General features: G+C 67.5%; 25 protein-coding genes. 8 read left to right on the top strand and 17 right to left on the bottom strand.

Annotated elements, in window-relative coordinates; genetic code table 11:
* Nucleotides 1-3 precede the first annotated feature (3 nt).
* From ACSQ9A_RS05295 to ACSQ9A_RS05225, 15 genes are all read right to left on the bottom strand, one after another.
* Nucleotides 4-705: an ABC transporter ATP-binding protein gene (locus ACSQ9A_RS05295; RefSeq protein WP_436302920.1), complete on the bottom strand. Its 702-nt coding sequence runs from the start codon at nucleotides 703-705 to the stop codon at nucleotides 4-6.
* Entirely contained in the window at nucleotides 702-1,421 is a 720-nt protein-coding gene (locus ACSQ9A_RS05290; protein WP_093111624.1) for an ABC transporter ATP-binding protein, read from the bottom strand. Before ACSQ9A_RS05290 ends, ACSQ9A_RS05295 begins: the two co-directional genes overlap by 4 nt.
* The gene (locus ACSQ9A_RS05285; RefSeq protein WP_093111626.1) at nucleotides 1,418-2,671 is read right to left on the bottom strand and encodes an ABC transporter substrate-binding protein; all 1,254 of its coding nucleotides are present in this window, start codon (nucleotides 2,669-2,671) and stop codon (nucleotides 1,418-1,420) included. Before ACSQ9A_RS05285 ends, ACSQ9A_RS05290 begins: the two co-directional genes overlap by 4 nt.
* Nucleotides 2,672-2,711: 40 nt before the next feature.
* Nucleotides 2,712-3,767 carry a maleylacetate reductase gene (locus ACSQ9A_RS05280; RefSeq protein WP_436306258.1) on the bottom strand — a complete coding sequence of 352 codons (1,056 nt, stop codon included), beginning with the start codon at nucleotides 3,765-3,767 and terminating at the stop codon, nucleotides 2,712-2,714.
* 10 nt (nucleotides 3,768-3,777) lie between these two features.
* Nucleotides 3,778-5,241 carry an aldehyde dehydrogenase family protein gene (locus ACSQ9A_RS05275; RefSeq protein WP_436306257.1) on the bottom strand — a complete coding sequence of 488 codons (1,464 nt, stop codon included), beginning with the start codon at nucleotides 5,239-5,241 and terminating at the stop codon, nucleotides 3,778-3,780.
* Between the two features lie 41 nt (nucleotides 5,242-5,282).
* Nucleotides 5,283-5,744: a nuclear transport factor 2 family protein gene (locus ACSQ9A_RS05270; RefSeq protein WP_093109598.1), complete on the bottom strand. Its 462-nt coding sequence runs from the start codon at nucleotides 5,742-5,744 to the stop codon at nucleotides 5,283-5,285.
* A gap of 16 nt (nucleotides 5,745-5,760) precedes the next feature.
* Nucleotides 5,761-6,123, bottom strand: a complete 363-nt coding sequence (locus tag ACSQ9A_RS05265) for a c-type cytochrome (RefSeq protein ID WP_436302919.1) — start codon at nucleotides 6,121-6,123, stop codon at nucleotides 5,761-5,763.
* A complete protein-coding gene (locus ACSQ9A_RS05260) occupies nucleotides 6,120-7,862 on the bottom strand; it encodes an FAD-dependent oxidoreductase (RefSeq protein WP_436302918.1) in 1,743 nt (580 codons plus the stop codon). The genes ACSQ9A_RS05265 and ACSQ9A_RS05260 overlap by 4 nt, the downstream gene beginning before the upstream one ends.
* A gap of 51 nt (nucleotides 7,863-7,913) precedes the next feature.
* Nucleotides 7,914-8,921, bottom strand: coding sequence for a hydroxyquinol 1,2-dioxygenase (locus tag ACSQ9A_RS05255; protein WP_093109595.1), 1,008 nt, complete (start codon nucleotides 8,919-8,921; stop codon nucleotides 7,914-7,916).
* Between the two features lie 139 nt (nucleotides 8,922-9,060).
* Entirely contained in the window at nucleotides 9,061-9,573 is a 513-nt protein-coding gene (locus tag ACSQ9A_RS05250; protein ID WP_093109594.1) for a hydroxyquinol 1,2-dioxygenase, read from the bottom strand.
* Nucleotides 9,574-9,765: 192 nt separating this feature from the next.
* The gene (locus ACSQ9A_RS05245) at nucleotides 9,766-10,755 is read right to left on the bottom strand and encodes a UbiA family prenyltransferase (RefSeq protein ID WP_436302917.1); all 990 of its coding nucleotides are present in this window, start codon (nucleotides 10,753-10,755) and stop codon (nucleotides 9,766-9,768) included.
* Between the two features lie 38 nt (nucleotides 10,756-10,793).
* Nucleotides 10,794-12,404 carry a hypothetical protein gene (locus ACSQ9A_RS05240; protein WP_436302916.1) on the bottom strand — a complete coding sequence of 537 codons (1,611 nt, stop codon included), beginning with the start codon at nucleotides 12,402-12,404 and terminating at the stop codon, nucleotides 10,794-10,796.
* Between the two features lie 114 nt (nucleotides 12,405-12,518).
* On the bottom strand, nucleotides 12,519-13,469 hold the full coding sequence (locus ACSQ9A_RS05235) for a LysR family transcriptional regulator (protein WP_436302915.1): 951 nt from the start codon (nucleotides 13,467-13,469) through the stop codon (nucleotides 12,519-12,521).
* 48 nt (nucleotides 13,470-13,517) lie between these two features.
* Nucleotides 13,518-14,168, bottom strand: coding sequence for a peroxiredoxin family protein (locus ACSQ9A_RS05230; protein WP_436302914.1), 651 nt, complete (start codon nucleotides 14,166-14,168; stop codon nucleotides 13,518-13,520).
* A gap of 22 nt (nucleotides 14,169-14,190) precedes the next feature.
* Nucleotides 14,191-17,226 carry an adenylate/guanylate cyclase domain-containing protein gene (locus tag ACSQ9A_RS05225; protein ID WP_436302913.1) on the bottom strand — a complete coding sequence of 1,012 codons (3,036 nt, stop codon included), beginning with the start codon at nucleotides 17,224-17,226 and terminating at the stop codon, nucleotides 14,191-14,193.
* Nucleotides 17,227-17,431: 205 nt separating this feature from the next.
* Between ACSQ9A_RS05225 and ACSQ9A_RS05220 the strand changes: the two genes are divergently transcribed.
* Entirely contained in the window at nucleotides 17,432-17,866 is a 435-nt protein-coding gene (locus ACSQ9A_RS05220; protein WP_436302912.1) for a DUF1841 family protein, read from the top strand.
* Here the strand turns inward: ACSQ9A_RS05220 and ACSQ9A_RS05215 are convergent.
* Nucleotides 17,842-18,801 (bottom strand): LysR substrate-binding domain-containing protein, encoded by a 960-nt coding sequence (locus ACSQ9A_RS05215; protein WP_436302911.1) that lies wholly within the window; start codon nucleotides 18,799-18,801, stop codon nucleotides 17,842-17,844. The two genes, ACSQ9A_RS05220 and ACSQ9A_RS05215, sit on opposite strands and share 25 nt — an antisense overlap.
* Nucleotides 18,802-18,902: 101 nt before the next feature.
* On the opposite strand from ACSQ9A_RS05215, the gene pcaH reads away from it, so the two are divergent.
* Both pcaH and pcaG read left to right on the top strand, forming a co-directional pair.
* On the top strand, nucleotides 18,903-19,604 hold the full coding sequence (pcaH, locus tag ACSQ9A_RS05210) for a protocatechuate 3,4-dioxygenase subunit beta (protein ID WP_093109586.1): 702 nt from the start codon (nucleotides 18,903-18,905) through the stop codon (nucleotides 19,602-19,604).
* Between the two features lie 17 nt (nucleotides 19,605-19,621).
* Complete coding sequence (gene pcaG / locus ACSQ9A_RS05205) at nucleotides 19,622-20,227, top strand: protocatechuate 3,4-dioxygenase subunit alpha (protein ID WP_436302910.1); 606 nt, start codon at nucleotides 19,622-19,624, stop codon at nucleotides 20,225-20,227.
* An 89-nt stretch (nucleotides 20,228-20,316) separates the two neighbouring features.
* On the opposite strand, the gene ACSQ9A_RS05200 is transcribed toward pcaG, so the two are convergent.
* Nucleotides 20,317-21,000 carry a c-type cytochrome gene (locus tag ACSQ9A_RS05200; protein WP_436302909.1) on the bottom strand — a complete coding sequence of 228 codons (684 nt, stop codon included), beginning with the start codon at nucleotides 20,998-21,000 and terminating at the stop codon, nucleotides 20,317-20,319.
* 149 nt (nucleotides 21,001-21,149) lie between these two features.
* Here ACSQ9A_RS05200 and ACSQ9A_RS05195 point away from each other — a divergent pair, with 149 nt between their 5' ends.
* The 5 genes from ACSQ9A_RS05195 to ACSQ9A_RS05175 all read left to right on the top strand — a co-directional run bounded on the left by ACSQ9A_RS05195 (nucleotide 21,150) and on the right by ACSQ9A_RS05175 (nucleotide 25,115).
* On the top strand, nucleotides 21,150-21,992 hold the full coding sequence (locus ACSQ9A_RS05195) for an AAA family ATPase (protein WP_093109583.1): 843 nt from the start codon (nucleotides 21,150-21,152) through the stop codon (nucleotides 21,990-21,992).
* Complete coding sequence (locus ACSQ9A_RS05190; RefSeq protein ID WP_436302908.1) at nucleotides 21,989-22,234, top strand: hypothetical protein; 246 nt, start codon at nucleotides 21,989-21,991, stop codon at nucleotides 22,232-22,234. The genes ACSQ9A_RS05195 and ACSQ9A_RS05190 overlap by 4 nt, the downstream gene beginning before the upstream one ends.
* Nucleotides 22,235-22,236: 2 nt before the next feature.
* Entirely contained in the window at nucleotides 22,237-22,845 is a 609-nt protein-coding gene (locus ACSQ9A_RS05185; RefSeq protein ID WP_093109581.1) for a GNAT family N-acetyltransferase, read from the top strand.
* A 6-nt stretch (nucleotides 22,846-22,851) separates the two neighbouring features.
* A complete protein-coding gene (locus tag ACSQ9A_RS05180) occupies nucleotides 22,852-24,039 on the top strand; it encodes a vWA domain-containing protein (protein ID WP_436302907.1) in 1,188 nt (395 codons plus the stop codon).
* 155 nt (nucleotides 24,040-24,194) lie between these two features.
* Nucleotides 24,195-25,115 carry a 2OG-Fe(II) oxygenase gene (locus ACSQ9A_RS05175; protein ID WP_436302906.1) on the top strand — a complete coding sequence of 307 codons (921 nt, stop codon included), beginning with the start codon at nucleotides 24,195-24,197 and terminating at the stop codon, nucleotides 25,113-25,115.
* The last annotated feature ends 38 nt before the right edge of the window (nucleotides 25,116-25,153 follow it).

Here is a 25,153-nt window from a genome sequence, read left to right as displayed (position 1 = left end):
GACTCAGACTCCGAAGTACGCCGCCGAGATCTGGTCCCGCGTGAGCGCGTCCGATCGGCCCGCGAGCGACACGCGCCCCTCCTGCAGGCAATAGATGCGCTGCGACACGCGCTGCGCCATGCTCACGTCCTGCTCGACGATCACCACCGTCATGCCTTCGCGGGTGATGGCCGGCATGGCGGCGTAGATCTCGCGGATCACGATCGGCGCCAGGCCCAGCGAGAGCTCGTCGCACAAGAGCACCTCGGGGTTGCTCATCAGCGCACGGCCCAGCGCCACCATCTGCTGCTGGCCGCCCGAGAGCGAGGTGCCGGGTTCGTGCCGTTTCTCGGCGAGGATGGGGAACAGCGCGTAGAGGCGCTGCAGGTTCCACGTCCCCTTGCGGCCCGCGTGGCCGCCGATCAGCAGGTTCTCCTCCACGCTGAGGCTGGAGAACAGGCGCCGGCCCTCGGGCACCATCGCCAGCCCGCGCTTCACGATCTCGCCGGGCGCGAGGCCGCCGATGGCCTCGCCCTTGAAGTGCACCGCCTCGCGCGGCGCGCGCACCAGGCCCGTGAGGCACTTGAGCAGCGTGGACTTGCCCGCGCCGTTGGCACCGATGACCGCGACCAGCTCGCCCTGCGCGAGCTCGAAGTCGATGCCGAAGAGCGCCTGGGCATCGCCATAGAAGGCCTTCAGGCCTCGGGCTTCGAGCAGCTTCGTCATGCCTCCATCCCCATATAAACCCGCCGCACCTCCGGATCGCCCATCACCACCCGCGGCTCGCCTTCCGCCAGCTTCTGCCCGAAGTTGATGACGAACAACCGATCCGCCAGCGAGAGCAGTGCATGCACCACGTGCTCGATCCAGATCATGGTCACGCCGCGCGCCTTGATCTGCTTGAGCTCTTCCACCAGTTGCTTCGCCTCGGGCTCGGTCAGCCCGCCCGCGATCTCGTCGAGCAGAAGCAGCCTGGGCCGCGTCGCGAGCGCACGCGCAAGCTCGAGCCGCTTGCGGTCGAGCAGGGTCAGACCGCCGGCCGGCTTGTTGGCATGGGCCATGAGGCCGGTCTCGGCCAGCACCTCCTGCGCCGTCTGCCAGGCCTCGCGCTCGGTCTGGCCGGCGCCGAAGCAGGCGGCCGTGACCAGGTTCTCGAACACGCTCATGTGGCCGAAGGGCTGCGGCACCTGGTAGCTGCGGCCGATGCCGGCATGACAGCGCTGGTGCGGCTTGAGCGTGGTGACGTCGCGCCCTTCGTACTCCACGCGCCCCGCGTCGACGCGCACGTCGCCCGAGATCAGGTTGAACAGCGTGGTCTTGCCCGCGCCGTTCGGCCCGAGGATGCCCAGCGTCTCGCCCTCGGCCACCGCGAGCGTGATGTCGTCGGTGACCTTGAGCGCGCCGTAGGACTTGCAGACGCCGTGCAGCGCGAGAAGCGTCATAGCGGCTTGAGGGTGCCGCCGGCCGGAATGCTCTTGGCCGCATCGTTGTTGACGATGGTCAGCTCGACCTTGTACTTCTGGCCCTTGTTCCACTGGCCCAGCACCAGCGGCGTCTTGCTCACGTTCTTGAACGGGCCCTGCCCGCCCCACTTCACCGGGCCGACCACCGTGTCGAGCGAGGTGGCGGCGACCGCGTCGCGCACGTCGGCCGCCTTGGGCGACTTGGCGCGCGAGAGCGCGTTGGACGCGACTTCGAACAGCGCGTGCGCGAAGCCGATGGGCTGCGTCCATTGCTTCTTCGCGCCCGCCTCGTAGGCCTCGGCCAGCGACTTGGCGCTCTGCTTCGTGAGGCTCGAGGTGAAGGGATGCCACGGGCTCCACCACACCTCGGTCGACAGGCCGTAGCCCAGATCACCCAGCGCCTCGATCGCGCCCGGGAACAGGAGCGCCTTGCCCAGAGTGATGACCTTGGGCCTGAAGCCCTGCTGCCGCGCCTGCGTGAGGAAGGTCTTGGCATCGGGCGGGATCACCACGCCGGTCACGATCTCGACGTTGTCGCGCTTGAAGGCCGCGATCTGCGCGCTGAAGTCCTGCGTACCGTTCTGGAAGCGGCCCGGGTCGGTGAGCGTGAAGCCCATCTGCGCCAGCGGCTTCGGGAAGCCGAGCTCCTTGTCGCCCCAGGCATTGCCGTCGCCGTCGTTGGGGAACAGGCCGCCGACCTTCTTGTTGGTCTCGACGGTTTTCCAGCCGTTGGTGAAGTTGGCGATGACGTCCTCCAACCCCCAGAACAGGTGATAGGTCCAGTTGAAACCCTTGGCCGGATCGCCCTTGCGGCCGAAGAACCAGGGCTGCCACGGCACCACGCTGGAGACGCAGGGCACTTCGTTGAGCTCGCAGGCGTCGCTCACCGGATTCGCGGTCTCGGGCGTGCCGGCGGTCAGCACCAGCGCGACCTTGTCCTTGAGGATCAGATCGTTGGCGACCTCGCCCGCGCGGTTGGGATTGGACTGGCTGTCCTTCAGCACGATCTGCACCGCGTACTTCTTGCCGCCGACGCTGAGGCCGTCCTTGAAGGCCGTCTTCATCTGCTCGATGACCCACTTGTCGGCCTCGCCGAAGGGTGCGAGTGGCCCGGTCTGCGGCGACACGTAGCCGATCTTCAGCGTGTCGGCGGCGAACACCAGCGGCGCGGCGCCACTCGCGGCGAGCGCGGCCGCGGCCTGGGTGAACTGTCTGCGATTGAATGTCATGGTTGTCTCCTTCCTTTGCTTCTCTTCTTGCACAAGGGATTCAGGCCGGCTCGCCGTCGAAGGCGCGCTGCAGCAGCGCGCGGATCGCCTCGCGCTCGACCGGGCGCGGATTCCAGTACGGGTTGGCCGCCGCGATGTCCGCCGCGCGGTCGAGGTCGCTGTGCTTCATGCCGATGTCCTTGAGCGCGACCGGCGCGCCGTTGTCGCGCGCCAGCTCGAAGAGCCCTTGCGCCGCGTTCTTTCGGCCCAGCGCTCGCGCAATGCGCTCAATCGCCCGCGGCGCCGCGGCCGCGTTGTAGGCGATCGCATGCGGCAGCACCACCGTGTGCACCTCGGCATGCGGCAGGTTGAAGCTGCCGCCCAGCGTGTGGCACAACTTGTGGTGCAGCGCCATGCCGACGTTGCCCAGCACGCTGCCGCACAGCCACGCGCCGTAGAGCGCATCGGAGCGCGCCTCGATGTCCTCGGGCTGGCGCCGGATCGCCGGCAGCGCACGCGCGATCGCGGCAATGCCTTCCTCGGCCATCAGGTCCATCACCGGGTTGCTGTCCTGCGCATACAAGCCCTCGGCCGCATGCGCGATCGCATTGATGCCGCTGGTGACGCTCAAACCCACGGGCAGGCTGCGCGAGAGCTCGGGGTCGTAGATCACGGTGCGCGGCAGCACACGGGGATCCTTGCCGGTCTTCTTGAGGCCCGCTTCGGTCAGGCCGTAGATGGGCGTCATCTCGCTGCCCGCGTAGGTGGTGGGAATCGCCAGGATGGGCAGACCCGAATCCAATGCAATGGCCTTGCCCAGGCCGGTGGTGGAGCCGCCGCCGATGGCCACGGCGCAGTCGGCATCGAGCTCACGCGCGATCTCGCGAGCCTCGCGCGCGGTCTCGATCGGCACGTGCATCGCGGCGCGGTCGAAGATGCCGGCGGCCTGCGCGCCCAGCAGCTCGGCCACGCGCTCGGCCTGGGCGCGCTGCTCGGGCGTGCACAGCACCAGCGCGCGGCGCGCGCCCAGCGCGTCGATCTCGCGCGCCAGGTGGGCGAGGCTGCCGGCGCCGAAGACCACGCGCTGCGGCTGGCTGGTGTAGACGAAGTCGCGCATGGCCATGGCATCAGCGCTGGAAGTGCGGCGGGATCTGCGCATCGATGTTGACCCAGACGCTCTTGACCTGGGTGTACTCGCGCATCGCATCGAAGCCCATCTCGCGCCCATAGCCGCTCTGGCCGACGCCGCCGAAGGGCGAGCCCGGGTTGACGCGCTTGTAGCTGTTGATCCAGACCATGCCCGCATGCAGGTCGCGCGCGACCCGGTGCGCGCGCTGCAGGTTGCTGGTCCACAGGCCGCTGCCGAGGCCGTAATCGGTGCCGTTGGCGATCTGCATCGCCTCGGCGTCGTCCTTGAAGGTGAGCACGGTGACGAAGGGGCCGAAAACCTCCTCCTGCGCCACGCGGTCGCGCCACGACTTTGCGCGCACCACCGTCGGCTCGACGTAGCAGCCTTTCGCGAGTTCGCCGCCGGGCGAGCTGCCGCCGGCGAGCAATTCTCCGCCCTCGCCTTTCGCCACTTCGACATAGCTCAGCACGCGTTCGCGGTGCTGCGCGCTCGTGAGCGGACCCATCTCGGTCGCATCGTCGAGCGGATTGCCGAGCCGGATGGACTTGGCGAGCGGAATGAACTGGTCGAGAAAGGCGTCGGCGATCTTCTCGTGCAGCATCAGGCGCGAGCCCGCGATGCAGGCCTGCCCCTGGTTGTGGAAGATGGCCCAGGCGCTGCCGTTGACGGCGGCGGGCAGGAAGGCGTCTTCGAACACGATGTTGGGCCCCTTGCCGCCGAGTTCCAACTGCACCTTCTTGAGGTTGCCGGCACTGGCCTGCACGATGCGCCGGCCGGTGGCGGTGCTGCCGGTGAACGCGATCTTCGCGATCTCGGGATGCTCGGCGATGTACTGGCCCGCGACGCTGCCCAGCCCCGGCAGCATGTTGACCACGCCGGCGGGCATGCCGGCCTCGGCCATGAGCTCGACGATCTTGAGCGAGCTGAGCGGCGTGATCTCGGCCGGCTTCATCACGATGCAGTTGCCGGCCGCGAGCGCGGGCGCCATCTTCCAGCTGGTGAACATGAGCGGAAAGTTCCACGGCACCACCTGGCCCACGATGCCGACCGGCTCGCGCAGCGTGTAGTTGAGGAAGCCCTGCTCCACCGGAATGGTCTCGCCCTGGAACTTGTCGGCCATGCCGCCGAAGTAGCGGAAGCAGGCCGCCGTGCGCGGCACGTCGAGCTTGCGCGAGTCGCGCACCGGATGGCCGGTGTCCAGCGATTCGAGGCGCGCGAGCTCTTCGGCGTTGGCCTCGATCAGGTCTGCGAGCTTGAGCAGAATTCGTCCTCGGTCGGCCGCGGCCATGCGGCTCCAGGCCGGGAAGGCGCGCTTCGCCGCGGCCACGGCGCGGTCGACGTCGGCCTTGCCGGCCAGCGCGACTTCCACGATGGTCGAGTTGTCGTGCGGATTGAGCGTGGCCAGCGTCTCGCCCGACTCGGCGTCGACGAATCGGCCGTCGATGAAGAGCTGGTGGCGGATGGGGGTCTTGAGGCCTGCGGCCTGCTGGATGTCTGCGAGCTTCATGTCTTCAACCAGGGGTAGCGGGCCGTGTCCTTGCCGGCGTAGTCAGGATCGAGGTAGATGAAGCAGCGCTGGATCAGCCAGTCGCGCACCTCGAACACGTCGCACCAGCGGCCCGCGCCCCACTCGGGCACGCCCGCGCGCCAGGGCCCGTCGGCATGCTCGCCGTAGCTCGTGCCTTCGCAGGCGAACAGGTCGGTGCCCGAGAAGATCCAGTTGAAGCCGGCGTAGTCGTGGCGGATGGATTTACCGCGGCTGCCGACTTCGCCGAAGAGCTTGCCGATCTCGTCCTTGCCGTTGGCCAGGCCCCATTTCGGAAAGTAGACCTGCGCGTCGCTCGCGAACAGGTCGAGGATCGAGCCGCCGGTGGAAGTGACGCCGCCGTTGTCGTAGGCCTTGAGGTATTCGAGCGCCACCGACTTGCGTTGCTCGTCGGTCATGGTTTGACGTGTGAGGGCCATGGTGTGTCTCCTTCTTTCACTTCTGCGATTGCATGTACTCGATGAGCGCGGCGCGCTTCTTCGGGTCGTCCTGGAAATAGACCATCGTGTTGCCCGGCGCGACCGCCTGGGTGTCGGTGAGCCACTTGTCGAGCAGCGCGCGATCCCAGGTCTTGCCCTTCATCGCGTCGACGTATTGCTTGGAGTAGGTGAAGCCGCCGTTGGCCGCCGCCGGCCTTCCGAGCAGGCCGAACAGGTTGGGCCCGACGCCGTGCGGCTCGCCCTTGCCGAAGCTGTGGCACTGGGTGCACGCGGTCTGCGCGAGGCGTTGGCCGGGCGATTGCGCGTGGGCCAGGTTCGCGGCGAGCGCCAGCACCGGGATGAGGAGCCAGGTCTTCATGCTGCGCTCCTGCCCTCGGCATGCGCCGCGTTCGCCGCGCGGTAGGCGAAGGCGATGATCGGCCCCAGCGTCGCGCCGCCGGCCCAGTAGGCACGGCCCGAGGCCGAGGCGACGCAATTGCCGACGCCGTAGAGGCCGGGGATCGGCCGGTCGCGGCCGTCGAGCACGCGGCCGTGCGTGTCGGTCTTCGGTCCGCCCTTGGTGTCGAGGGTGCCGGCGACGACCAGCGCCGCGTAGAACGGGCCGGCATCGGCCAGCGGCCACATCGTCGGGTTGGCGCGGCCCGGCTCGGCTTTCACGTCGCCGTTGAAGAGCTGCTCGACGATGCGCTCGCCGCGCTGGAAGTCGAGGTCCTTGCCGGTTTTCGCGAACTGGTTGAAGCGCGCGATGGCAGCCTGCAGGTTGGGCAGGAAGTCGGGCGCGAGCTTCGCGCCGCCGGTCGCGCCCGCGTACTTGGCCAGGCGCTCGTCGATGGCACGTGCCAGTTCCGCGAGCGTGGCGCCCTTGATCACATGGCGGTCGTCGGTGCCGGGCGGCACGATCAGCCGGCCGTATTCGGCGCTGGCCGAATGCTGCTGCGAGCGCTGGTCCCAGACCGCGATGCGCACCAGGTTCGGGTACTCGGCCTTGGCGCCGTCCCATTCGAAGAAGGTCTGGGCCAGCTCGTTGTACTGCAGCTTCTCGTTGACGTTGCGCCGGCCGTACTTGTTGACGAAGAGCATCGAGTCGCCGGCCACCGAGAACATGCCCGAGATCGAGCCGTCCTTGGCGATCGCCTTCTCCAGCGGGATCGGGCAGGTCCAGGCGTAGTTCATGTTGCGCAGCTGAGCGCCGAGCGGGCCGGCGATCTGCACGAAGTCGCCCTCGTTGCTGGGCGCCGCGCAGCCGCCGTAGATCGGGCCGTTCAAGAAGTTCTTGCGCAACTCGACGTTGTGCGTGAAGCCGCCGGTGGCGAAGATCACCGCCTTCCTCGCGCGCAGCCGTACCGTGGCATCGAGATCGTCCTTCGCTTCGACGCCGATCACGCGGCCGGACTTGTCCTGCAGCACCTTGGTCACGCGCATGCCGGTGCGGATCGGAATGCCCTCCTGCCGTGCCTTGGCCGACAGCGTGCGCACCGCCACCAGGCCGCCGTCGGACATGCTGGGGATCGCGTCCTTCGGCACCAGCACGCGGCCCTTGGGCGCCTTGTCTTCCGGCAGCTCGGCGAAGTAGTCGGGCACGTCGGCCACGTGGCGATAAGGCAGCGCGCCCTTGGCCGCCAGCAGCTCGGTCGCCGGCGAGGCGCTGTCGTAGAAAGCGGAGCACATGTCGTACTCCCATGGCGTGAGGCCCAGGCGGGGATGCGCCGGATCGTAGGTCTGCGGGCTCGACAGCCGCGCCACGTACTTCAGGAAGTCGGGCTTGGGGTCGGCGATGCCGGCCTTCTTCATCGCCTCGTTGTTCGGCACCCAGTACCAGAACGCGGCCTTGGCTGTGGTGCCGCCGATGCTGCCGGCTTTCTCGAGGATCACCGCGCTGTTGCCCTGCCAGCGCGCGAACAACGCCGAGGCCAGGCCGCCGCAGCCGCTGCCGCAGACCACGACGTCGTAGCTCGCGTCGAAAGCCGGTGCGGCTTCGGCTTCCTGCGTCGAAAGGCCCAGCGTCGCCGCAGCGACGGCCGCCGAGCCTGCGCCGGCCTGCTGGATGAATCGTCGGCGCGAAGCTGCGCCGGCATCGGACCGGATGCGGTCTGCCATCTCTTGTCTCCTAAACACAGAAGGACGCGCCGCTCCGCGGCGCGTTTTCCTCTAGAACGTTACGGGGATCTCGGGGCTCTCGCCCTTCTGGATCTCATAGACCAGGCTCGGCGAGCCGTTCTCCCACACCAGCAGCATCGAGCGCTTCGGGCTGAAGCCCTGGTGGCGGCAGTAGGCGGGCATGGCGGCCATGTCGCCGGCCTTCATGATCACGCGGGCCATGGGCTTGCCGGTGTTCTTGTCGCCGCAGTCCCAGTGGATCTCGTCGGTCATCTGGAAGAACCACTCGACCCGGTCGTTGCCGTGGATGATCGGCAGGATGTGCTCCTCGGTGGTCGGGCACATGAAGCTGTGCTTCACCACCGAGGTGAAGCTCGGGTTCCAGGTGACCTGCGAGCGGCTCAGGAAGCCGAAGAGATTGAAGGCATGCACCTCGTTCTCGAAGCCGGGTTCCGGATGCAGCTCGGGCTCCCCCTGCGGCACGTCGGCGAAGGCGCGGTTGACCGGCGCGCCGGTGTCGTCGCTGCGCAGTCGGAGGTCGTCCTTCAAGCCGACGCAGCGCTTGGCGAGCTCGCGCGCCCGGGTGATCTTGGCAGTGTTGTTGCCTTTCTTGCGACCGTAGGGCGAGCCGGTTTCCTGCGGTGCGCTGAAGGGGTCGAAGCTCTCGTTGGTCCAGTCGTCGAGCATGGCTTCGAAGGTGGCGCGGATCTGCGCGGTCGGGAAGTTCTCCAGCAAGTCGATGCCGGCTTCCTTCATCGTGCCGTTGAAGCTGCCGGCGTAGAGATCCACCGACTGGTAGTGGTTGACGGTGCCGACCACGTCGTCGAAATTGACCCAGCCGTAGAAGAAGCCCCAGGCCACGTCGCGCATCAACGCGCGCAGGTAGTTGCCGGCGTCCATGGTGTGGCTCATGGGCCGGCCGTCCTTGGTCTTCCAGGTGATGTGGACGAAATACTCGTCGCGCCGGAAGCCGAAGCTGCCGAGCGAGAAATCCTTGTAGCCAAGCGCGGCGTCGGGCTGCGACGCGATGACCTTGGCGAGTTCTGCGGGTGCGTTCATGTTGTATGACTCCTTTGTTTCGATGCTGGCTGCTGTCCCCTTCGGGGAACACCGCGGAGCCGGCTTTGCCGGGCCGCTGGTGTTGCCCCCGGTGAGGGGGTTGGCGTAGCGACACGAAGTGCGCGCAGCCTGGGGGTGGTCAATGTGTCTGGCAGATCTCGGCCCACTTCTCGACCGAGAGTTCGCCCTTGCAGGTCTGCAGCACGATCACGCCGGGCTCGCCGGGCGCGCGAAACTGGTAGGCCGTGTTCTTGGGCAACAGGCCCTGGTGGCCGCGCGTGAGCTTCATCCAGCCCATCTTCTGGCCCTTGGGTTCGCCCTTCACGAGCACGGCGCCGTTCTTCTCTTCGTCGGCGACGGTTTGGGAAGCGTCGAGCTTGGCCAGGTGGATCTCGACCTCGCCATCCATCACCAGCGCGAACTCGTCGTGCGCGCACGTGTACCAGGATGAGGCGCCTTCGGCGCGCAGGGTCTCGAGCACGTAGATCTGGTTCTGGCCGAACACGACCTTCTCGTAGGGCTTGCTCTTGCTCGCGATCTCGAAACAATTCGAGAAGGCGTAGTGGCGCACGTCGTCGGCGATCGGCTCGACATGGCCTTTGTCGAAATGCTTGAGGGATCCGAAGCGGGTCTGGTAGCCGGTAGTGGTCATGGGGCTCGTCTCCTGGGTCGTCGAAGCAGCGGTGTGCTGCGATGGCTGAACTCTAGGAAACGAAAGCCCCCTCGGGTAGGGCCTAAATGCGGGCCGCATTGTTCGGCAGATCCGGTCAATCCGCAGGGTTAACCCGGGAGCGGAACGAACGGATAGCGTCCTACTCGCTGGGATGAGGAGGCGGCGGGCCGGTCATGGAAGCCTGATGAAGCGCTGAGCGGTCAAGGGCTCGAGCACGGGAATGTTGACGAAGGTGCTGACCGCGAACGCCAGTCCCAGCAGCAGCACCAGCAACACGAGGCCGCGCTCCTTGAAGAGCTTCTCCGGCTTCTGGGCCGCCGAGCCGGGCTGCATGGAGAGCGCGAGGTACTGCCCGAAAAGCGCCACCACGAGCGGCATCAGGATGAGGTATTCGATGCGGTACTTCAGCAGGAAGACCGCCAGGAAGAAGGCCGACAGCATTGCGTAGACGAAACACGAGACCGTGAGCGAGGTGTCCGTGTAGCCCGCGAAGCTGACGCGATAGCGCACGAGCAGTCCGCGGCCGTGCGAGGCCACGATCTCCCTGTACTCCGACAGCCGCTTCGCCGCCATGAGGAACGCGCCGCCCAGCCAGTAGGAAAGGATGACGGACCCGGGCGGCACGGTCGTCGGATCGATCATGGCCCAGCCGATCGTCAAGCGAAGAGGGTTGTTGACCGATTCCGAGATCACGTCGAGGTAGGCCTTGTCCTTGCTCCGCAGCGGCGGCACGTTGTAGACCAAGCCCTGCAGCGCGAACAGCACGGCGACCAGCAGCATCGTCCCGCTCGCCAGGTATGCGCTGCCGATGCCCAGGGCCAGCCAGCAGAACCACTCCAGCAGCACCCAGCGGCCGAGCAACTGGCGCTGGACGGCCGAGCGCTGCGACTTGGTCGGGTGGTGCCTGTCGGATTCACGGTCCAGCCATTCGTTGATGACGTAGTTGGCGGACGCGATGCCGACGGCCGAGAGCAGGGCGAGCACGACCTGCTGCGCGACGTCGTCGGCATGAACCCCGCGCAGCAGGTACGCCAGGACCATGCCGGGAACGATGAGGATGTGCTTGGTGCTGTGGTCCAGGCGTGCGATGGCGAGGTAGTCGGCGGGCCGTCCGGCTTGCCGGGCGGCGGGGCGCGAATGCGAGGCGGGTGCGGAAGACATGGGCGTTGCTGTGTTCCATTGTTCGATGGGGCCGGGTATCAGCGATCGAGCACGTAGACATCGAAGCTCTCGTCGCTGCAGCAGGCGGGCGCAAAGCGCTCGATGCGACGCGTGGCCGCAAGGAACCGCTCCACCTGTTCGGGGCTGGTGGACAGCGTCCAGCTGTAGCCCTCGGTGATCGTCCGCGCGGGTGCCGAACGATCCAGCCGCTCCGCGAGAAGGATGACGACCGGCTGGCCGGTCGAGTCGCGCACGCGATGCGCATCGGCCAGGATGTCGTCCAGGGTGAGGGACTGGCGGGCGCGCCGCGTGAACACGACAACCTTTCCGAATCGCTGCTCGCGCATCAGGTAGGTGCGATTCGCAACGTAGTACGCGAGCGGCTCGACCAGGTAGTCGGGATCGCCCAGGATCGTCGCGTCGCGCAATTCAGGATGCCGCGCCATCAGCCGCCCGAAGTCACGGCTGCGGCTTTCCGGCGCATTGGCCTGGGCGAGTTGGGCCAGCTTGAAGAGTCCGCCCGGGACCTGGAGCAGAACGATGGCCACGAACAGCGCCGCGCCCATCTCGCCCACGCGCCGCCGCAGGGCGGAGCCACCCGGCGACGGCGCGGCCTCGCGCCACACGATCCAGTACAGCGAAACGAGGAACATCAGCCAAAGCGCCTGATGCCGATAGCTTCCGGGATAAAGAAACGCAAAAAAGACGCAGAAGCCGAAAAGCGCCACCCAGGCGGCGACCAGTGCAGCGGGCCGGCGCACCAGCCCGAGCGCGCTTCCGACCATCAGCACCGAGGTCAGGAAGTAGAGCGCAAGGGTCCGGGGCTGATCCTCGCCGGACAGAGGCTCGAGCAGATCGCTGAAGAGCCGGTATCCGGACACTTCGCCGAACGAGGACGAGGGCAACAGCAAGGCCTTTGCCATCGCGGCAGCGGTGCCACCTTCCGGCCGCGCGATCTGTGCCGCGTCGTTGAATGGCGGATAGATGGTCGCGACGCACAGCGCCGCGCCCAAGGCCGCGAGGGCCGCGTTCAGCGCGAAGTTGCGCCACGCGCGCGCTGGCGCGGGAGGCCGTTGCCAGGCCAGGTCGAGCATCCAGAAAAGCGCGAATGCGCCCGCCAGCAGCACGGCATGCGCGCTGGAGTTCGCGAGCGCCAGCAGGAGCAAACCCAGCACGATGCCGCGGTCCCGATATCGTCTGTAGAGGGTGGCGAACGCGAACATCGCCAGCATGCCGATGCCGTAGTTGCGTGCCACCACCGCGTATTCGTACAGCCCGGCCTGGCCGAGCAGCACGCCGGCGGTCAGCACCCATCCGAACGGCGAGTGCCGTGTCAGCAGGCAGGCCGACGCGAGTGCCACCAGGAAGGACACGGCAGGCAGGACCACCGGCGACGCCACGACGGCGTGCGCTGCGCGCAGCAGCAGGTACCAGATCACAGGATGGCCTTCGCCCTGCAGGCCGCGCAGCATCGCCAGCACGCCCTCGCCTTGCAAGGCCAGCGACAGCGCGCGCACCTCATCGCGCCAGAACACGTGGCGCGACATGAGCGCGAGCACGAGCAAGGTCCAGACCGCCACCGTGGCGACAGTGAAGCCCTTGCTTGATCTCGAGCGTGCCGGCGAGAAGACCCAACCGGAGGTGTTCATTGAGCGCACCACATCGAACCACCAGAGTGCGCGATTGAAGCCCTGCCCTCTGTCAGCGAGATGTCAATGCTCTGTAGGAATTGCGCCAACAGCGGCGTTCAGGCGGCTCCGAATCTAAGCGTCTGCAATCAAATCGGCCGGCAGCAAGCCGCGCTCGATCATCGCGGCATCCCACGGCGGCACGCGCGAGAAGGCCGCGGTGATGTGCTCGATGAAGAGGCGCAGCTTGAAGGCGTTGCGCGAAGTGCCCGCATAGACCGCGCTGAGCGAGAACGAGGACAGCTGGTGTTCGGGCAGCACCACCTGCAGATCGCCGCCCAGGATCGCATCGCCCGCCACCAGCGTCGGCAGGCAGACGATGCCGGCATGTTCGAGCGCGTATTCGCGCAGCAGGTGCACGCTGTTGGTCAAGAGCGCGGCGCTCATGTAGATCGTCACCTGCTCGCCTTCGTGATGGAAGGTCCAGCGGTCACGGGTCGGATAGCCGGAATAGAGGCCGAGCGTGTGCTTGTGCAGGTCGCGCGGACTCTGCGGCGCGCCGTGCGTGCGCAGGTACTCGGGCGTGGCGCAGAACACGCGGCGCACCGGGAAGAGCGGCCGCGAGACGAGTTCGGTGGAAGCGGCCGGAAAGATCTGCAGCGCACAGTCCACGCCGGTCTTGACCGGATCCACCACCGCGTCGCTCACGATCAGTTCGAGGTGGATGTCGGGGTAGCTGGCCTGGAAGGCGCGTAGCAGCGATGCAAAGTGGCCGAGCACGAAGCCGGTGAGCGCGTGGATGCGCAGCGTGCCGGTCGGCCCGGCACGCGCGCCGCGCATCTGGTCCATGATGTCATTGGCCCGCCCGACCAGTTCGGTGCAGTCGCGCAGGAAGGCCTGCCCGACGTCGCTGAGCCGCACGACCCGCGTGCTGCGGTGGAAGAGCGGCGCGCCGACGTGGTCTTCGAGCTGCTTCACGCGGCTGGTGACCACCGACTTGGCCACCCGCATCTGCCTGGCGGCCTCGGCGAAGCTCTGGGTCTGCGCGACGCGGACGAATGTCTCTATGTTTTCGAGGCGGTCCATCGATTCAGCGCGACACCCGTGCCGCCGGCGCGCCCGGCCTCTCTTCGCTCATTGCAGGGCGCGGGCAGCGCCGAGGATCACGTCTTCGGACGGGAGCTTGCCGATGCCGGCCATGCCCTCGGCGGCGCACTCGATGTCCATCCAGCGCACGATGCCGTCGCGATCGATCATGAACATCGCCTTCAGCTGCGGCCATTGCCGATCGATATCGGCCAGGTCGGCCGGCGTGTAGACGTAGCCGTCGAGTTCCTGCAGCACCCTGCCGGCCTCGGGGATCGGCAGCGGCTCGGGCAGTTCGCCGGTGGGGTTGATCCGGGTGGTCTCCATCTCCTGCATCATCGCCGGCGTCGGCTCGGGCTTCGGCACCCTGAACGCGCGGTGCGTCGTCAAATCGGGGTCGGACGCCAGCCGCAGCCGTGTCGGCCTGAACTTGAAATACAGCCGCGCGTTCTCCGGCGCCGTCGCCACCACGGCCAGGCTCTCGACGCCCAGCGCCTTGAGCTTGCCCTCGAGCGCGCCGAGCTGGACGATCTGTCGTCGGCAGAACGGACACCACAGGCCGAGCATCAGCGAGAGGAACAAGGGGCTGCGCCCGCGGTAATCGGCGAGCGAAACGGTCTCGGGCCCGGCCACTGCCGGCAGCGCGAAATCGGGGGCGGGTTCGCCCGGCATCACGGGTTGACTCATCGCGGATGTCATGTCGAGGCTCCTTCCGGCAGGTTCAACAGAGGAACGGAAGCACCATCAGGGCGTCGGGCTCGAGGCCGGCGCGTTCGCAAACCGCCTGCGCCTTCGCGAGATAGGCCTCGGCCTCGGCCGGGCGCCCAGTGTCGAGATACAACGTTGCCAAACCATCGTAGCAGGGAAAGAGCAGTTGAGGCTCGTCGACCTGCTCGGCCAATTGCAACGCCTCCCGGTACCACGCGAAGGCGCGCGCATGATCGCCATGGCACTGGTGGATCTGGGCCAGCACGATCAGCGGCACCGCGAGGTGATCGAGCAGCCCGAGCCGGCGGTCCAGGCTGGCTGCGGCGTGCGCCGCCGCGATGCCCTCGGCGTCGCACCGATTGGTCAGCGCGCAGTAGGCCACCGCCAGGTTGGCATACAGCCGCGACTGGAAGCCGAGGTCACCGACCTTCTTGGCGGTTTCGAGTCCGCGCAGGCAGGTCTCGATGCTGCGCTGCGGATCGAGCGACGCGTACAGCACGCCCAGGTTGGTGTAGCCGCGGCAGGCCGCCTGCAGAAGGTTGTTGGCTTCGGCCTCGGCGACGCTGCTTTCGATATGCCCCACCGCCTCGACCGGCCGCCCCAGGCGCGCCAGCGCGATGCCGAGCGTGTTGCATGCCTCGGCGCGCACGACGTTGGCCTCACGCGTGCGCCCGGCGGCATCGGCGGGCACCTCGGCCAGCGCGCGCTGCGCCAGCGCCAGGGCGGTGGCGTTGTCGCCGGCACGAAAGGCGAGCCGGCCCATCTCCTGGAACAGGTGCGCGCGTTCGATCGCATCGCCGTCTTCGCCCAGGCGAGCCAGGCCGGCGTTGAAGCAGGCACCCGCGCGCTCGCGCTCGCCGGCCTCCCAGTGCAGGCCGCCGATCTTGCGCAGCAGGCGCGCAGCCCGCACCGGATCGCGCTGCCCTTCGACTGCCCGCTGCACGAGCTCGTAGTGCGCCAGCGCCTCGGCGCGCCGGCCCTGCAGGCCGAACAGGTCGCCGAGCCGCTCGCGCGCGTCGAGCTCCGCGGCCTCGACCTCGGCCGCTGCGGCAGCCGTGTCCACCGATGCCTCGGCCAGAGTGCGCAGCGCGCGCTCGTAGTGGCGGATCGCGTCGTCGTTCGCATAGACCGCGCGCGCCCAGTCGCCAGCGGCCAGCAGGTAGTGCGCGCCACGCGCCTTGTCCGGCGACAGGCTCCAGTGGTGGCCCAGCGCCTCCAGCTCGGCCAGGCGGCGCGGGCCGCGGCCTTCGCCATCGGCCGGGGCCTGCGCATCCGCGCCGAGCTCGGCTTCCAGCGCCCGGCCCGCGCGCTGGTGCAGCTCGGTGCGACGCGCCAGCAGCAGGTTTTGATAGGCCACCTCGTGGAGCAAGGCGTGCGTGAAGCGCCAGCGTTGTTCGCTGGACCCGTCGGCGCGAATCAGGTCGGCCACGGCCAGCCGGTGCAGCGCCGCCTCGGTCGACCTCGGCTCGCTCGCGATGCGCTGCAACAGCGCGCGGTCGAACTCGGCCCCCAGCACGGCCGCTTCCTGCAGCGCCCGGCGGTCCTCGGCGGCCAGCCGGTCGATGCGCGACAGCAGCAGGCCATACAGCGTGGGCGGAACATCCGGCGCGTCGCAATCTGCCGCGCACACCCAGCGCCCTTGCTTGCGCACCAGCAGGCCACGGCCGGCCAGGCTGCGCACGACTTCCTCGACGAACAGCGGGTTGCCACCGGCGCGGGCCGCGACGAAATCGCGCATCGGCGCCAGGCCGTCGTCGGCAGCAGGGGCTCCGAGCAGATGGTTCACCAGCGAGCGGGCGTCCTCGTCGCCGAGCGGGCCGAGCTCGACCGTCGAGTGCTCGGCGAGCAGGGTGCGCAGCGCGCGCCCATCGGGGCGCTGCGAGACCAGCAGCATCAGGGGCCGGTCCGCCAGCTGGTCGACGACCTCGCGCAGCAGGTCCACCGAGGCCGCATCGGCCCATTGCAGGTCGTCGATGACGACCATGACCGGCTGCCGCGCCAACCGCCGCTCGAGCAGAGCGCGCGCCGCCAGCGTGATCTGGCGCTGCAGCTGTTCGGGTTCGATGTCGCGGGGGCGGGCCTCTTGAATGCCGAGCAGGTAGTTCAGCACCTGCGCCACCGCATCGGCCTCGTCCGCATCGGCACCCAGGGCCTGCAAACCCTGTTGCAGCTTGCGCCGGGCCGCCTCCAGCGTGTCGGCCTCCTCGACGCGGTAGGCCTCGCGGAACAGCGCGCCGAAGGTGCCGTAGGTCGGCTCTCCGAGCGACGAGCAGGTGGTGCGGCGCACGACCGTCGCGGCGAACCGGCCGTCGCTTTCGAGCCGCGCGAACAGCTCGGCAAGAAGGCGCGACTTGCCCGCGCCGGCCTCCCCGATCACGCTGACGAGCTGGGCCTGGCCGCGCTGCATGCGGTCGAATGCGGCCAGCAGGCACGCGATCGCCGCGTCGCGCCCGACCAGCGGCGCCGCCAGTCCGAGTTCGGCCAGGCCGCGCGCGGAGGCCAGATCCGTGCGCGCGCCGGTCAGGCGGTGAACCCGCATCGGCTGCACCTTGCCGCGCAGCGCCAGCTCGACGGCCGGCTCGAAGGCGAAGCGGTGCCGCACCATGGCCTGCGTCGCCTCCGACACCAGCACCGTGCCCGGCTCGGCGGCCGCGAGCAGCCGCGAGGCGGTGTTCACGGTATCGCCGGTGACCGCGTAGGCGCTGCCGGCGCCCTGCCCCAGGCTGCCGGCCACCACCGCGCCGGTGTGGACGCCGATATGCAGCGTCACGGGTCGCCCGAGGCGCGCCGCCCACTGCCGGCTCAGGCGGTCCACGCGTTGCATCATTTCCTGCGCGGCCTCGAGCGCACGCAGCGGGTCGTCCTCGTGCGCACGCGGCGCGCCGAACACCGCCATCACCGCATCGCCGACGAACTTCTCGACGAAGCCGTCGTAGTGCGCGATGGCCTGCGCCATCGTCTCGAACAGCGCGTTCTGGAAGCTGCGCAGCGTTTCGGGATCGAGCCCTTCGGCCAGCGAGGTGAAGCCCGTCAGATCGGCGAACAGCACGGTGACCTGGCGTCGGTCGCCCTCTTGCTCAGAGTTGTTCTGCGCTGGATGGCGCGCCGCGCCGCAGCGCGGACAGAAGGCGAAATCCGAGTCGCTGACGCAACCGCACGCCGGGCAAAGACAGGTCGTGGCCATTGGAGCCCGATGCTGCGCCACTTCGGGCCCTTGCGCCACTGGCAAGCATGCTTGCTGCTAACCTCGACGCATGTTCAATCCCTCCCAAGAGGAAGTGCGTCGTTTCTTCTGCGACGTCTTCGCCAAGAGCCGCCAGGGCCTGCCGATGGAAGCGCTGGAAATCATCGCCAGCCGCTGGATCGACGAACACCCCGAGTACCACGCCGACCTGGTCGATGCCGATGCCGCGGTGGCGCGGGTCTACGACGGCAAGGACGGGCGCGAGAACCCGTTTCTCCATCTCTCGATGCACCTGTCGATCAGCGAGCAGTGCTCGATCGACCAGCCGCGCGGCATCCGCCAGGCGGTCGAACTGCTGGCCGCGCGCCGCGACTCGCTGCTCGATGCGCACCACGAGGCGATGGAATGCCTGGGCCGGATGATGTGGGAGAGCCAGCGCGCCGGCCGGCCGCCCGACGGCGAGGCCTATGTGGCCTGCGTTCAGCGGCGCGCCACGCGCGACTGAGCCATACCGGCCTCGCGCAGCAGCGCGATCAGCGCCTGCCGCGCGGCCAAGGGCTCGGCATCGCTGCGCAACAGCAGACCGACCGGCTCTTCGGTGCCGGGGGTGTCGATCGCCAGCCGCACCAGCTGACCGCTTGCCAGGTCGTCGCGCGCGGCGCCGATGGGCGTGAACCAGACGGCGTCGGAACGGATCAGCAGCGCGCGCGCCACCGAGAGATCCAGCGTCTGCGTCACATGCGCGGGCAAGCGCAGGCCCAATCCGGAAAGAAAGCTCTCGGTGTGGTGGCGCGGGATGGTGCCTTCTCCGTAAATGACGAGCGGATGGCGCAGCACCTCCTGCACCGAGGGCGCGCCGCTCGCCAGCGGATGGCCGGCGCGCGCCACCAGCGCCAGCGGCTCGGTGTAGAGCAGCTCGAAGGTGAGCCCCGCCATCAGCTGCGGGTCGCTCATGCGGCCGGCCACCAGGTCCAGCTCGCCCGCGCGCAGGGCATCGAGCAACGGGCCGTTGGCGCCGGTCTGCACCTGCACCTGCAGCGTGGGCAGCCGCTCGCGCAGCGCCGCCAGCGCAGCAGGCAGCAAGGACGGGGCGACGCTCGGCAGCGCGCCGATGCGCAGGCGCTGCGGGCGCGTGCCCGACGCCGGCATCACGGCCTCGGCGCTGGCATCGAGCGCTTCCAGCACGCGCAGCGCATGCGCCAGCAATTGCTCCCCGGCCACAGTGAAGCCCTGGATGCCGCGCCGGCCGGCGCTGCCGCGTTCGACCAGCCGGGCGCCGGCCAGGGTTTCGAGCTCGGCCAGGGTCTTCGATACCGCCGGCTGGCTCAGCGCCAGGCGCTCGGCCGCCCGCGCCAGATGGCGCTCCTGCGCCACCGCCACCAGGCAGCGCAGGTGCCGCAGCTGGACGCCACGGACGAAGGCTTCGGAACTGGCCGCCATCGAATTACTGTTGGTTATGAAAAATCGCCAAGACGTCAATTTACATCAGCAATGCGCATGAATAGAGTCGGGTTCATCCCCACGATCCCGGAGACAAGCCCATGACCACACTCACGCCGCGCGACTGGCCCAGCCATCCCTCCTACGTTTATTCCGGCTACAAGTCGACCGCGAAGCGCGGGCCGCTGCAGCCGCTGATTCCGCTGAAAGCTTCGCTCGGTGAACTGCGCCAGCCGGTGTACGGCCACAGCAGCATCGGCGAGCTCGACCACGACCTGACGCGCAACGCGCGCAAGAACGGCGAGCCGCTGGGCGAACGCATGATCCTCACCGGCCAGGTGCTCGACGAGCGCCGCCGCCCGGTGCGCAACACGCTGGTCGAGCTGTGGCAGGCCAACGCGGCCGGCCGCTACGTGCACAAGGTCGACCAGCACGACGCGCCGCTGGACCCGAACTTCCTCGGCGCCGGCCGCTGCCTGACCGACAACGAGGGCCGCTACCGCTTCCTCACCATCAAGCCGGGCGCCTACCCCTGGGGCAACCATCCCAATGCATGGCGGCCGCAGCACATCCACCTGTCGCTGTTCGGCGAGCACTTCGCGAGTCGCCTCGTGACGCAGATGTACTTCCCCGGCGATCCGCTGATGCAATACGACCCCATGATCACCGGCACGCCGGAGAAGGCGCGCAACCGACTGGTCTCGGACTTCAGCCTCGACGTCACGGAGGACGGCTATGCGCTCGGCTACGTGTTCGACATCGTGCTGCGCGGCGCCGACGAAACGCCCTTCGAAACCCGTTGAGCCAGGAGACACGCACCATGATGAGCGCACTCGAAACCAATTTCGGCCAGACCCCTTCGCAGACGGTCGGCCCCTACTTCGCCTACGGCCTCACGGCCACCCAGTACGGCTACGACTTCGACCAGCCTTTCGACGCAGTGCTCGCGCTCGATGGCGCGCGCGGCGAACGCATCCGGATCGAGGGCCGCGTGATCGACGGCGACGGCAAGCCCATCAACGACGCGCTGGTCGAGATCAGCCAGGTCGACGGCACCGGCGCCTATCCGAAGTCGGTCGAGGATGCGCAGGCCATCGGCTTCCGTGCCTTCGGCCGCGCCGGCACGGGCACCGATCCTCAGAACCGCTTCGTCTTCCACACCGTCAAGCCCGGCGCCGAGACGGCGGGCGAAGCGCCGCACATCAACGTGATCGTGCTGATGCGCGGCATGCTGCTGCACGCCTTCACACGCATCTATTTCAGCGATGAGGCGAAGGCCAATGCGGAGGACAAGGTGCTTGCGAGCGTACCGGCCGAGCGCAGGAAGACGCTCGTCGCCGAGCGCAGCGAGACGGGCGGGGCCGTGACCTATCGCTTCGACATCCACATGCAAGGCCCGCAAGAGACCGTCTTCTTCGATGTATGAACGACGGCTGACAACAAAAAAGCCCGAGAGGCTGGACAAAAACAAAGCCCGCTTGAAAGCGGGCTTTGTCCTTCTGTGGTGTGCGCTTCCTATTTGGCCCGGTGGATGCGCGATTCCGGCACCGTCTTCAATTCGCCCGGCAGCGAGCTGATGTAGCTGGCCAGTTCCTTGAGTTCGGCATTGCTGAACTTCTTGGCCTGGCCGCTCATCACGCCGTTGGAGCGGCCGATCTGCAGGTTCTTGTCGACCTTGTAGGACCTCAGCGCCACGTAGAGGTAGTCGGCATGCTGACCCGCCAGCTTGGCCACCGTGCCGTCGTTCGGGGTGTTGAAGTTGACGCCGTGGCACTTGGTGCAGGCGTTGTCCTTGTCGCGCGAGATGAGGGCCTGCACGCGTTCGCTCGGCTGCTTGACGGCGGTGGCCGGCGGCGCGTCGCCTTCCTGCACGCCGAGCTGGCTGTAATAGGCGGCGAGGTCGGCGATGTCCTGCTCGCTCAGCGTGTCGGCGATGGCGCGCATGGTCGGGTGCTTGCGGTCGCCGCCCTTGTAGGCTGTGAGCGCCGAGGCGATGTAGGTGGCGCTCTGGCCCGCGATCATCGGGACCTTGTGGATCTCAGGGAAGCTGGCCTGGTAGCCGATGATGCCGTGGCAGCCCACGCACATCGCCACTTTCTTCGAGCCGTTTTCGGCATTGCCCGTGATCTTCTGAGCTTGGGCCGAGACCGTCACGCAAGCGACAGCGAAGGCAAACATCGTGGTCAACAACTGGTTCATTTTGCGCGCACAATCTCGTGGAGATACAGATTTCAGATCAACTTTTGATTATATGCGGGGGCCCTCTGCGGTCCCATGCGTGAAGCACCGGGCGTTGCGCGTCGCAGTTGAATGATGTGTCATTTCATCCACCCTGCTCCACGCCACTCATGAAATTCAAGGGTTCCGACAACTACGTCGCCACACAGGATCTGATGCTCGCGGTCAACGCCGCCATCACGCTCAAGCGCCCGCTGCTCGTCAAGGGCGAACCCGGCACCGGCAAGACGATGCTCGCGGAAGAAGTGGCGCAGGCACTCGACCTGCCGCTGCTCCAGTGGCACATCAAGTCGACCACCAAGGCCCAGCAGGGCCTCTACGAATACGACGCGGTGAGCCGGCTGCGCGATTCGCAGCTCGGCGACGCACGCGTGAAGGACATCCACAACTACATCGTCAAGGGTGTGCTGTGGCAGGCCTTCACCTCCGACGAGCCAGTGGCGCTGCTGATAGACGAGATCGACAAGGCCGACATCGAATTCCCGAACGACCTGCTGCGCGAGATCGACCGCATGGAGTTCTACTGCTACGAGACGCGCGAGCTGATCCGCGCCAAGCACCGGCCGGTGGTCTTCATCACCTCCAACAACGAGAAGGAGCTGCCCGACGCCTTCCTGCGCCGCTGCTTCTTCCACTACATCAAGTTCCCCGATGCCGACACGATGAAGAGCATCGTCGCGGTGCATTTCCCCGGCCTCAAGCAGGAGTTGCTGGCCTCGGCCATGAAGACCTTCTACGACGTGCGCAACCTGCCGGGCCTGAAGAAGAAGCCTTCGACCTCCGAGCTGCTCGACTGGCTCAAGCTGCTGGTGGCCGAAGACATTCCGCTCGAGGCGCTGCAGAGCAAGGACGACAAGGTCGCGGTGCCGCCGTTGGTGGGCGCGCTGCTCAAGAACGAGCAGGACGTGACGCTGTTCGAGAAGCTCGTCTTCATGCAACGCCACAACCGATGAGCGAAGACCGCCAACCCACCCGCCAGTTGCTGCTGCTTGGCGTGGCACAGGCGGTCATGTTCGTCGTTGGCGCGCTCCTGGGCCGCTGGCTCGGCCTCGCGCTCGGCTTCGACGCCCTGGGCAACGGCGGCTACAGCAACAGCGCCATTGCCGGCATCCTGCTGATCGGCCTCGGCGGCGGTGGCGGCGTGCAGATCGCGCGCGCCTGGTACACGCGCAAATACGGCTCTCCGAGGAGTTGACGATGGGGTTTGTCGAGCCAGTCACGCTCAGCTCGCGCGGCATCGCGCTGGTGCCGCTCGCGCTGGCGCACGAAGAAGGCCTGCGCGCCGCAGCGGCCGACGGCGAGCTGTGGAAGATCCGCGTCACCTCGGTGCCCGAGCCGCAGGACACGCGCGGCTACATCGAGAGCGCACTGCAGATGCGCGAGGCCGGCAACCGCTTCGCCTTCGCGGTGACCGACGAAGCGAGCGGCACCGTGCTCGGCTCGACGAGCTATCACGACATCCTGCCCGCGGTGAAGCGCGTCGAGATCGGGTACACGTGGTACGCCAAGCGCTGCCAGCGCACGCACGTCAACACCACCTGCAAGCTGCTGATGATGACGCACGCCTTCGATACCCTCGGCTGCCACGTTGTCGGCTGGCGCACGGACAATTTCAATCACGCGTCGCAGCGCGCCATCGAACGCCTCGGCGCAAGGAAGGACGGCGTGATCCGCGGCCATGCCCTACGCCGCGACGGCACGATCCGCGATACGGTGATGTACAGCCTGCGATCGGGCGAGTGGCCCGAGGTGCGCGCCCAGTTGCTCTATCTGCTGGACAAGCCGCGTCCCGAACCCAAGGAGTGATGCGCCATGCTGATCGACTTCTTCTACACCCTGCGCTCGGCCAAGCTGCCGGTCTCGGTCAAGGAATACCTGACCCTGCTCGAAGCGCTGCAGGCCGACGTGGTCGGCCCGAACTCCGACGATGCCTTCGGCCTCGACGACTTCTACTACCTCTCGCGCACCGCGCTGGTGAAGGACGAGAAGCACTACGACAAGTTCGACCGCGCCTTCGCCGCCTACTTCAAGGGCGTCGACCTGGTGACCGACTTCACCAAGGAAGTGCCGCTCGACTGGCTGCGCAAGACGCTGGAGCGCGAGTTCACGGCCGAGGAGAAAGCCAAGATCGAGAAGATGGGCTGGGACGAGCTCATGGAAACGCTCAAGAAGCGCTTCGAGGAGCAGAAGGAACGCCACGAAGGCGGCAGCAAGTGGATCGGCACCGGCGGCACCTCGCCCTTCGGCCACGGCGGCTACAACCCGCAGGGCGTCCGCATCGGCGGCGCGGGCAAGAACAAGAGCGCGGTCAAGGTGTGGGACCAGCGCGCCTACAAGGACTACGACGACAGCCAGGAACTCGGCACGCGCAACATCAAGATCGCGCTCAGGCGGCTGCGCAAGTTCGCGCGCGAGGGCCACGAGGACGAACTGGACCTCGACGACACGATCCGCTCGACGGCGGCCAACGCCGGCTATCTCGACATCAAGATGCGGCCCGAGCGCCACAACAACGTCAAGGTGCTGCTCTTGATGGACGTGGGCGGCACGATGGACGAGCACATCCAGCGCGTCGAAGAGCTGTTCTCGGCCGTCAAGACCGAGTTCAAGCACCTTGAGTTCTATTACTTCCACAACTGCGTCTACGACTTCATGTGGAAGAACAACCGGCGCCGCTTCTCCGAGAAGTTCGCGACCTGGGACATCATTCGCAAGTACAACAAGGACTACAAGCTGGTCTTCGTCGGCGACGCCACCATGAGCCCCTACGAGATCCTGCAGCCGGGCGGCAGCGTCGAATACAACAACGAGGAAGCCGGCGCCGAGTGGATCCAGCGCCTGACCCACGCCTTCCCGAAGTTCGCATGGATCAACCCGGAGCCGCAGGGCGTGTGGCAATACCGGCAAAGCATTGCCGTGATGCAACAACTCGTGTCGCATCGCATGTATCCGCTTACTCTCAAGGGCCTCGAAGAGGCCATGCGGCTGCTGTCAAAATAGCCCCTCGCACGCAGCAAGCACGCGGCGGGATAGGCCATCCGCAGGGCCGAAAACGCGTAAAAAAGTTGTCACAACGTTGAGACCTCAGGTTACAGTTAACACCTAAGGATTCAAATATGGCGTTTTGTTGACGCTGCGTCCGCAGGAGGTGTGCCATGTCTGCCGTGCTTTCTTTTCCGCTGGACTCCCCGGTACTCGAGCAGCCTTTGGCCGGCGCATTGCTGGAAGCGCGATTCCAGCCACCGGCCGATTTCATCAGCATCCGCGGCGTGCGCCTGCCGCGTGCCGAGCTCGTCGACCGCTCCCTTTTTGCACCCGAGCAGCGCGAACGCCTGCACCAGAAGTTGCTGGCCGCCTCGCCGTTCCCGCACCTGGTTCTCGAGAACATCTTCCACCCGGCCCTGCTGGAGCTCGTGGCCGAAGAGTTCGACATGCTTCCCGGCGGCGGCTGGGCCGACATCAAGACCCAGTACGAATCGACGCGGCGCTCGGTGCTCGGCGTGGCGCTGGGCCCGGCCTCGCAGCTGTACTTCGACATCATCAATTCGGGCTGGTTCATCGACTGGCTCTCGTCGCTCAGCGGCGTCGACTACCTGCTGCCCGATCCCAAGCTGTTCGGCGGCGGGCTGCACGAAAGCAGGACCGGCGCAACCTTCGCCGTGCACCGCGACTTCAACCGCCACCGGCATCTGGGGCTGAAGAACGAGATGGTCTTCATCACCTACCTCAACAAGGGATGGGACCCGGCCTGGGGTTCCGGGCTCGAACTCTGGGACAAGAAGCAGGACCGCTGCGTGACCACCGTGCAGCCCGAGTTCGGCCGCACCATCGTGCTGCCGCACGGCCCCGCGAGCTACCACGGCCACACCAAGCCGCTGCAGGCGCCGGACGGCCGGCCGCGCCGTTCGGTCGCCGCCTACTACTACACCAGCCCGCTCGCCGGCAAGCAGCACGGGGACGAATCGGCCTCGGTCTTCATGAAGACGCACCGCGTCGACCGCGTCAAGGCGCTGGCCCGCATGCTGACGCCCCCTGTGGTCTGGCTGCTGGCGCGAAAGGTCAGCGGGCGCGCCTGAAAAAGGAGCCCCGCGCTCCCCCGCCCGTCGAGGGCGCC

The organism is Variovorax sp. LjRoot290, from assembly GCF_964253985.1.
Taxonomy (GTDB): Bacteria; Pseudomonadota; Gammaproteobacteria; order Burkholderiales; family Burkholderiaceae_C; genus Variovorax.
This window is presented reverse-complemented; position numbering and strand designations above follow the sequence as displayed.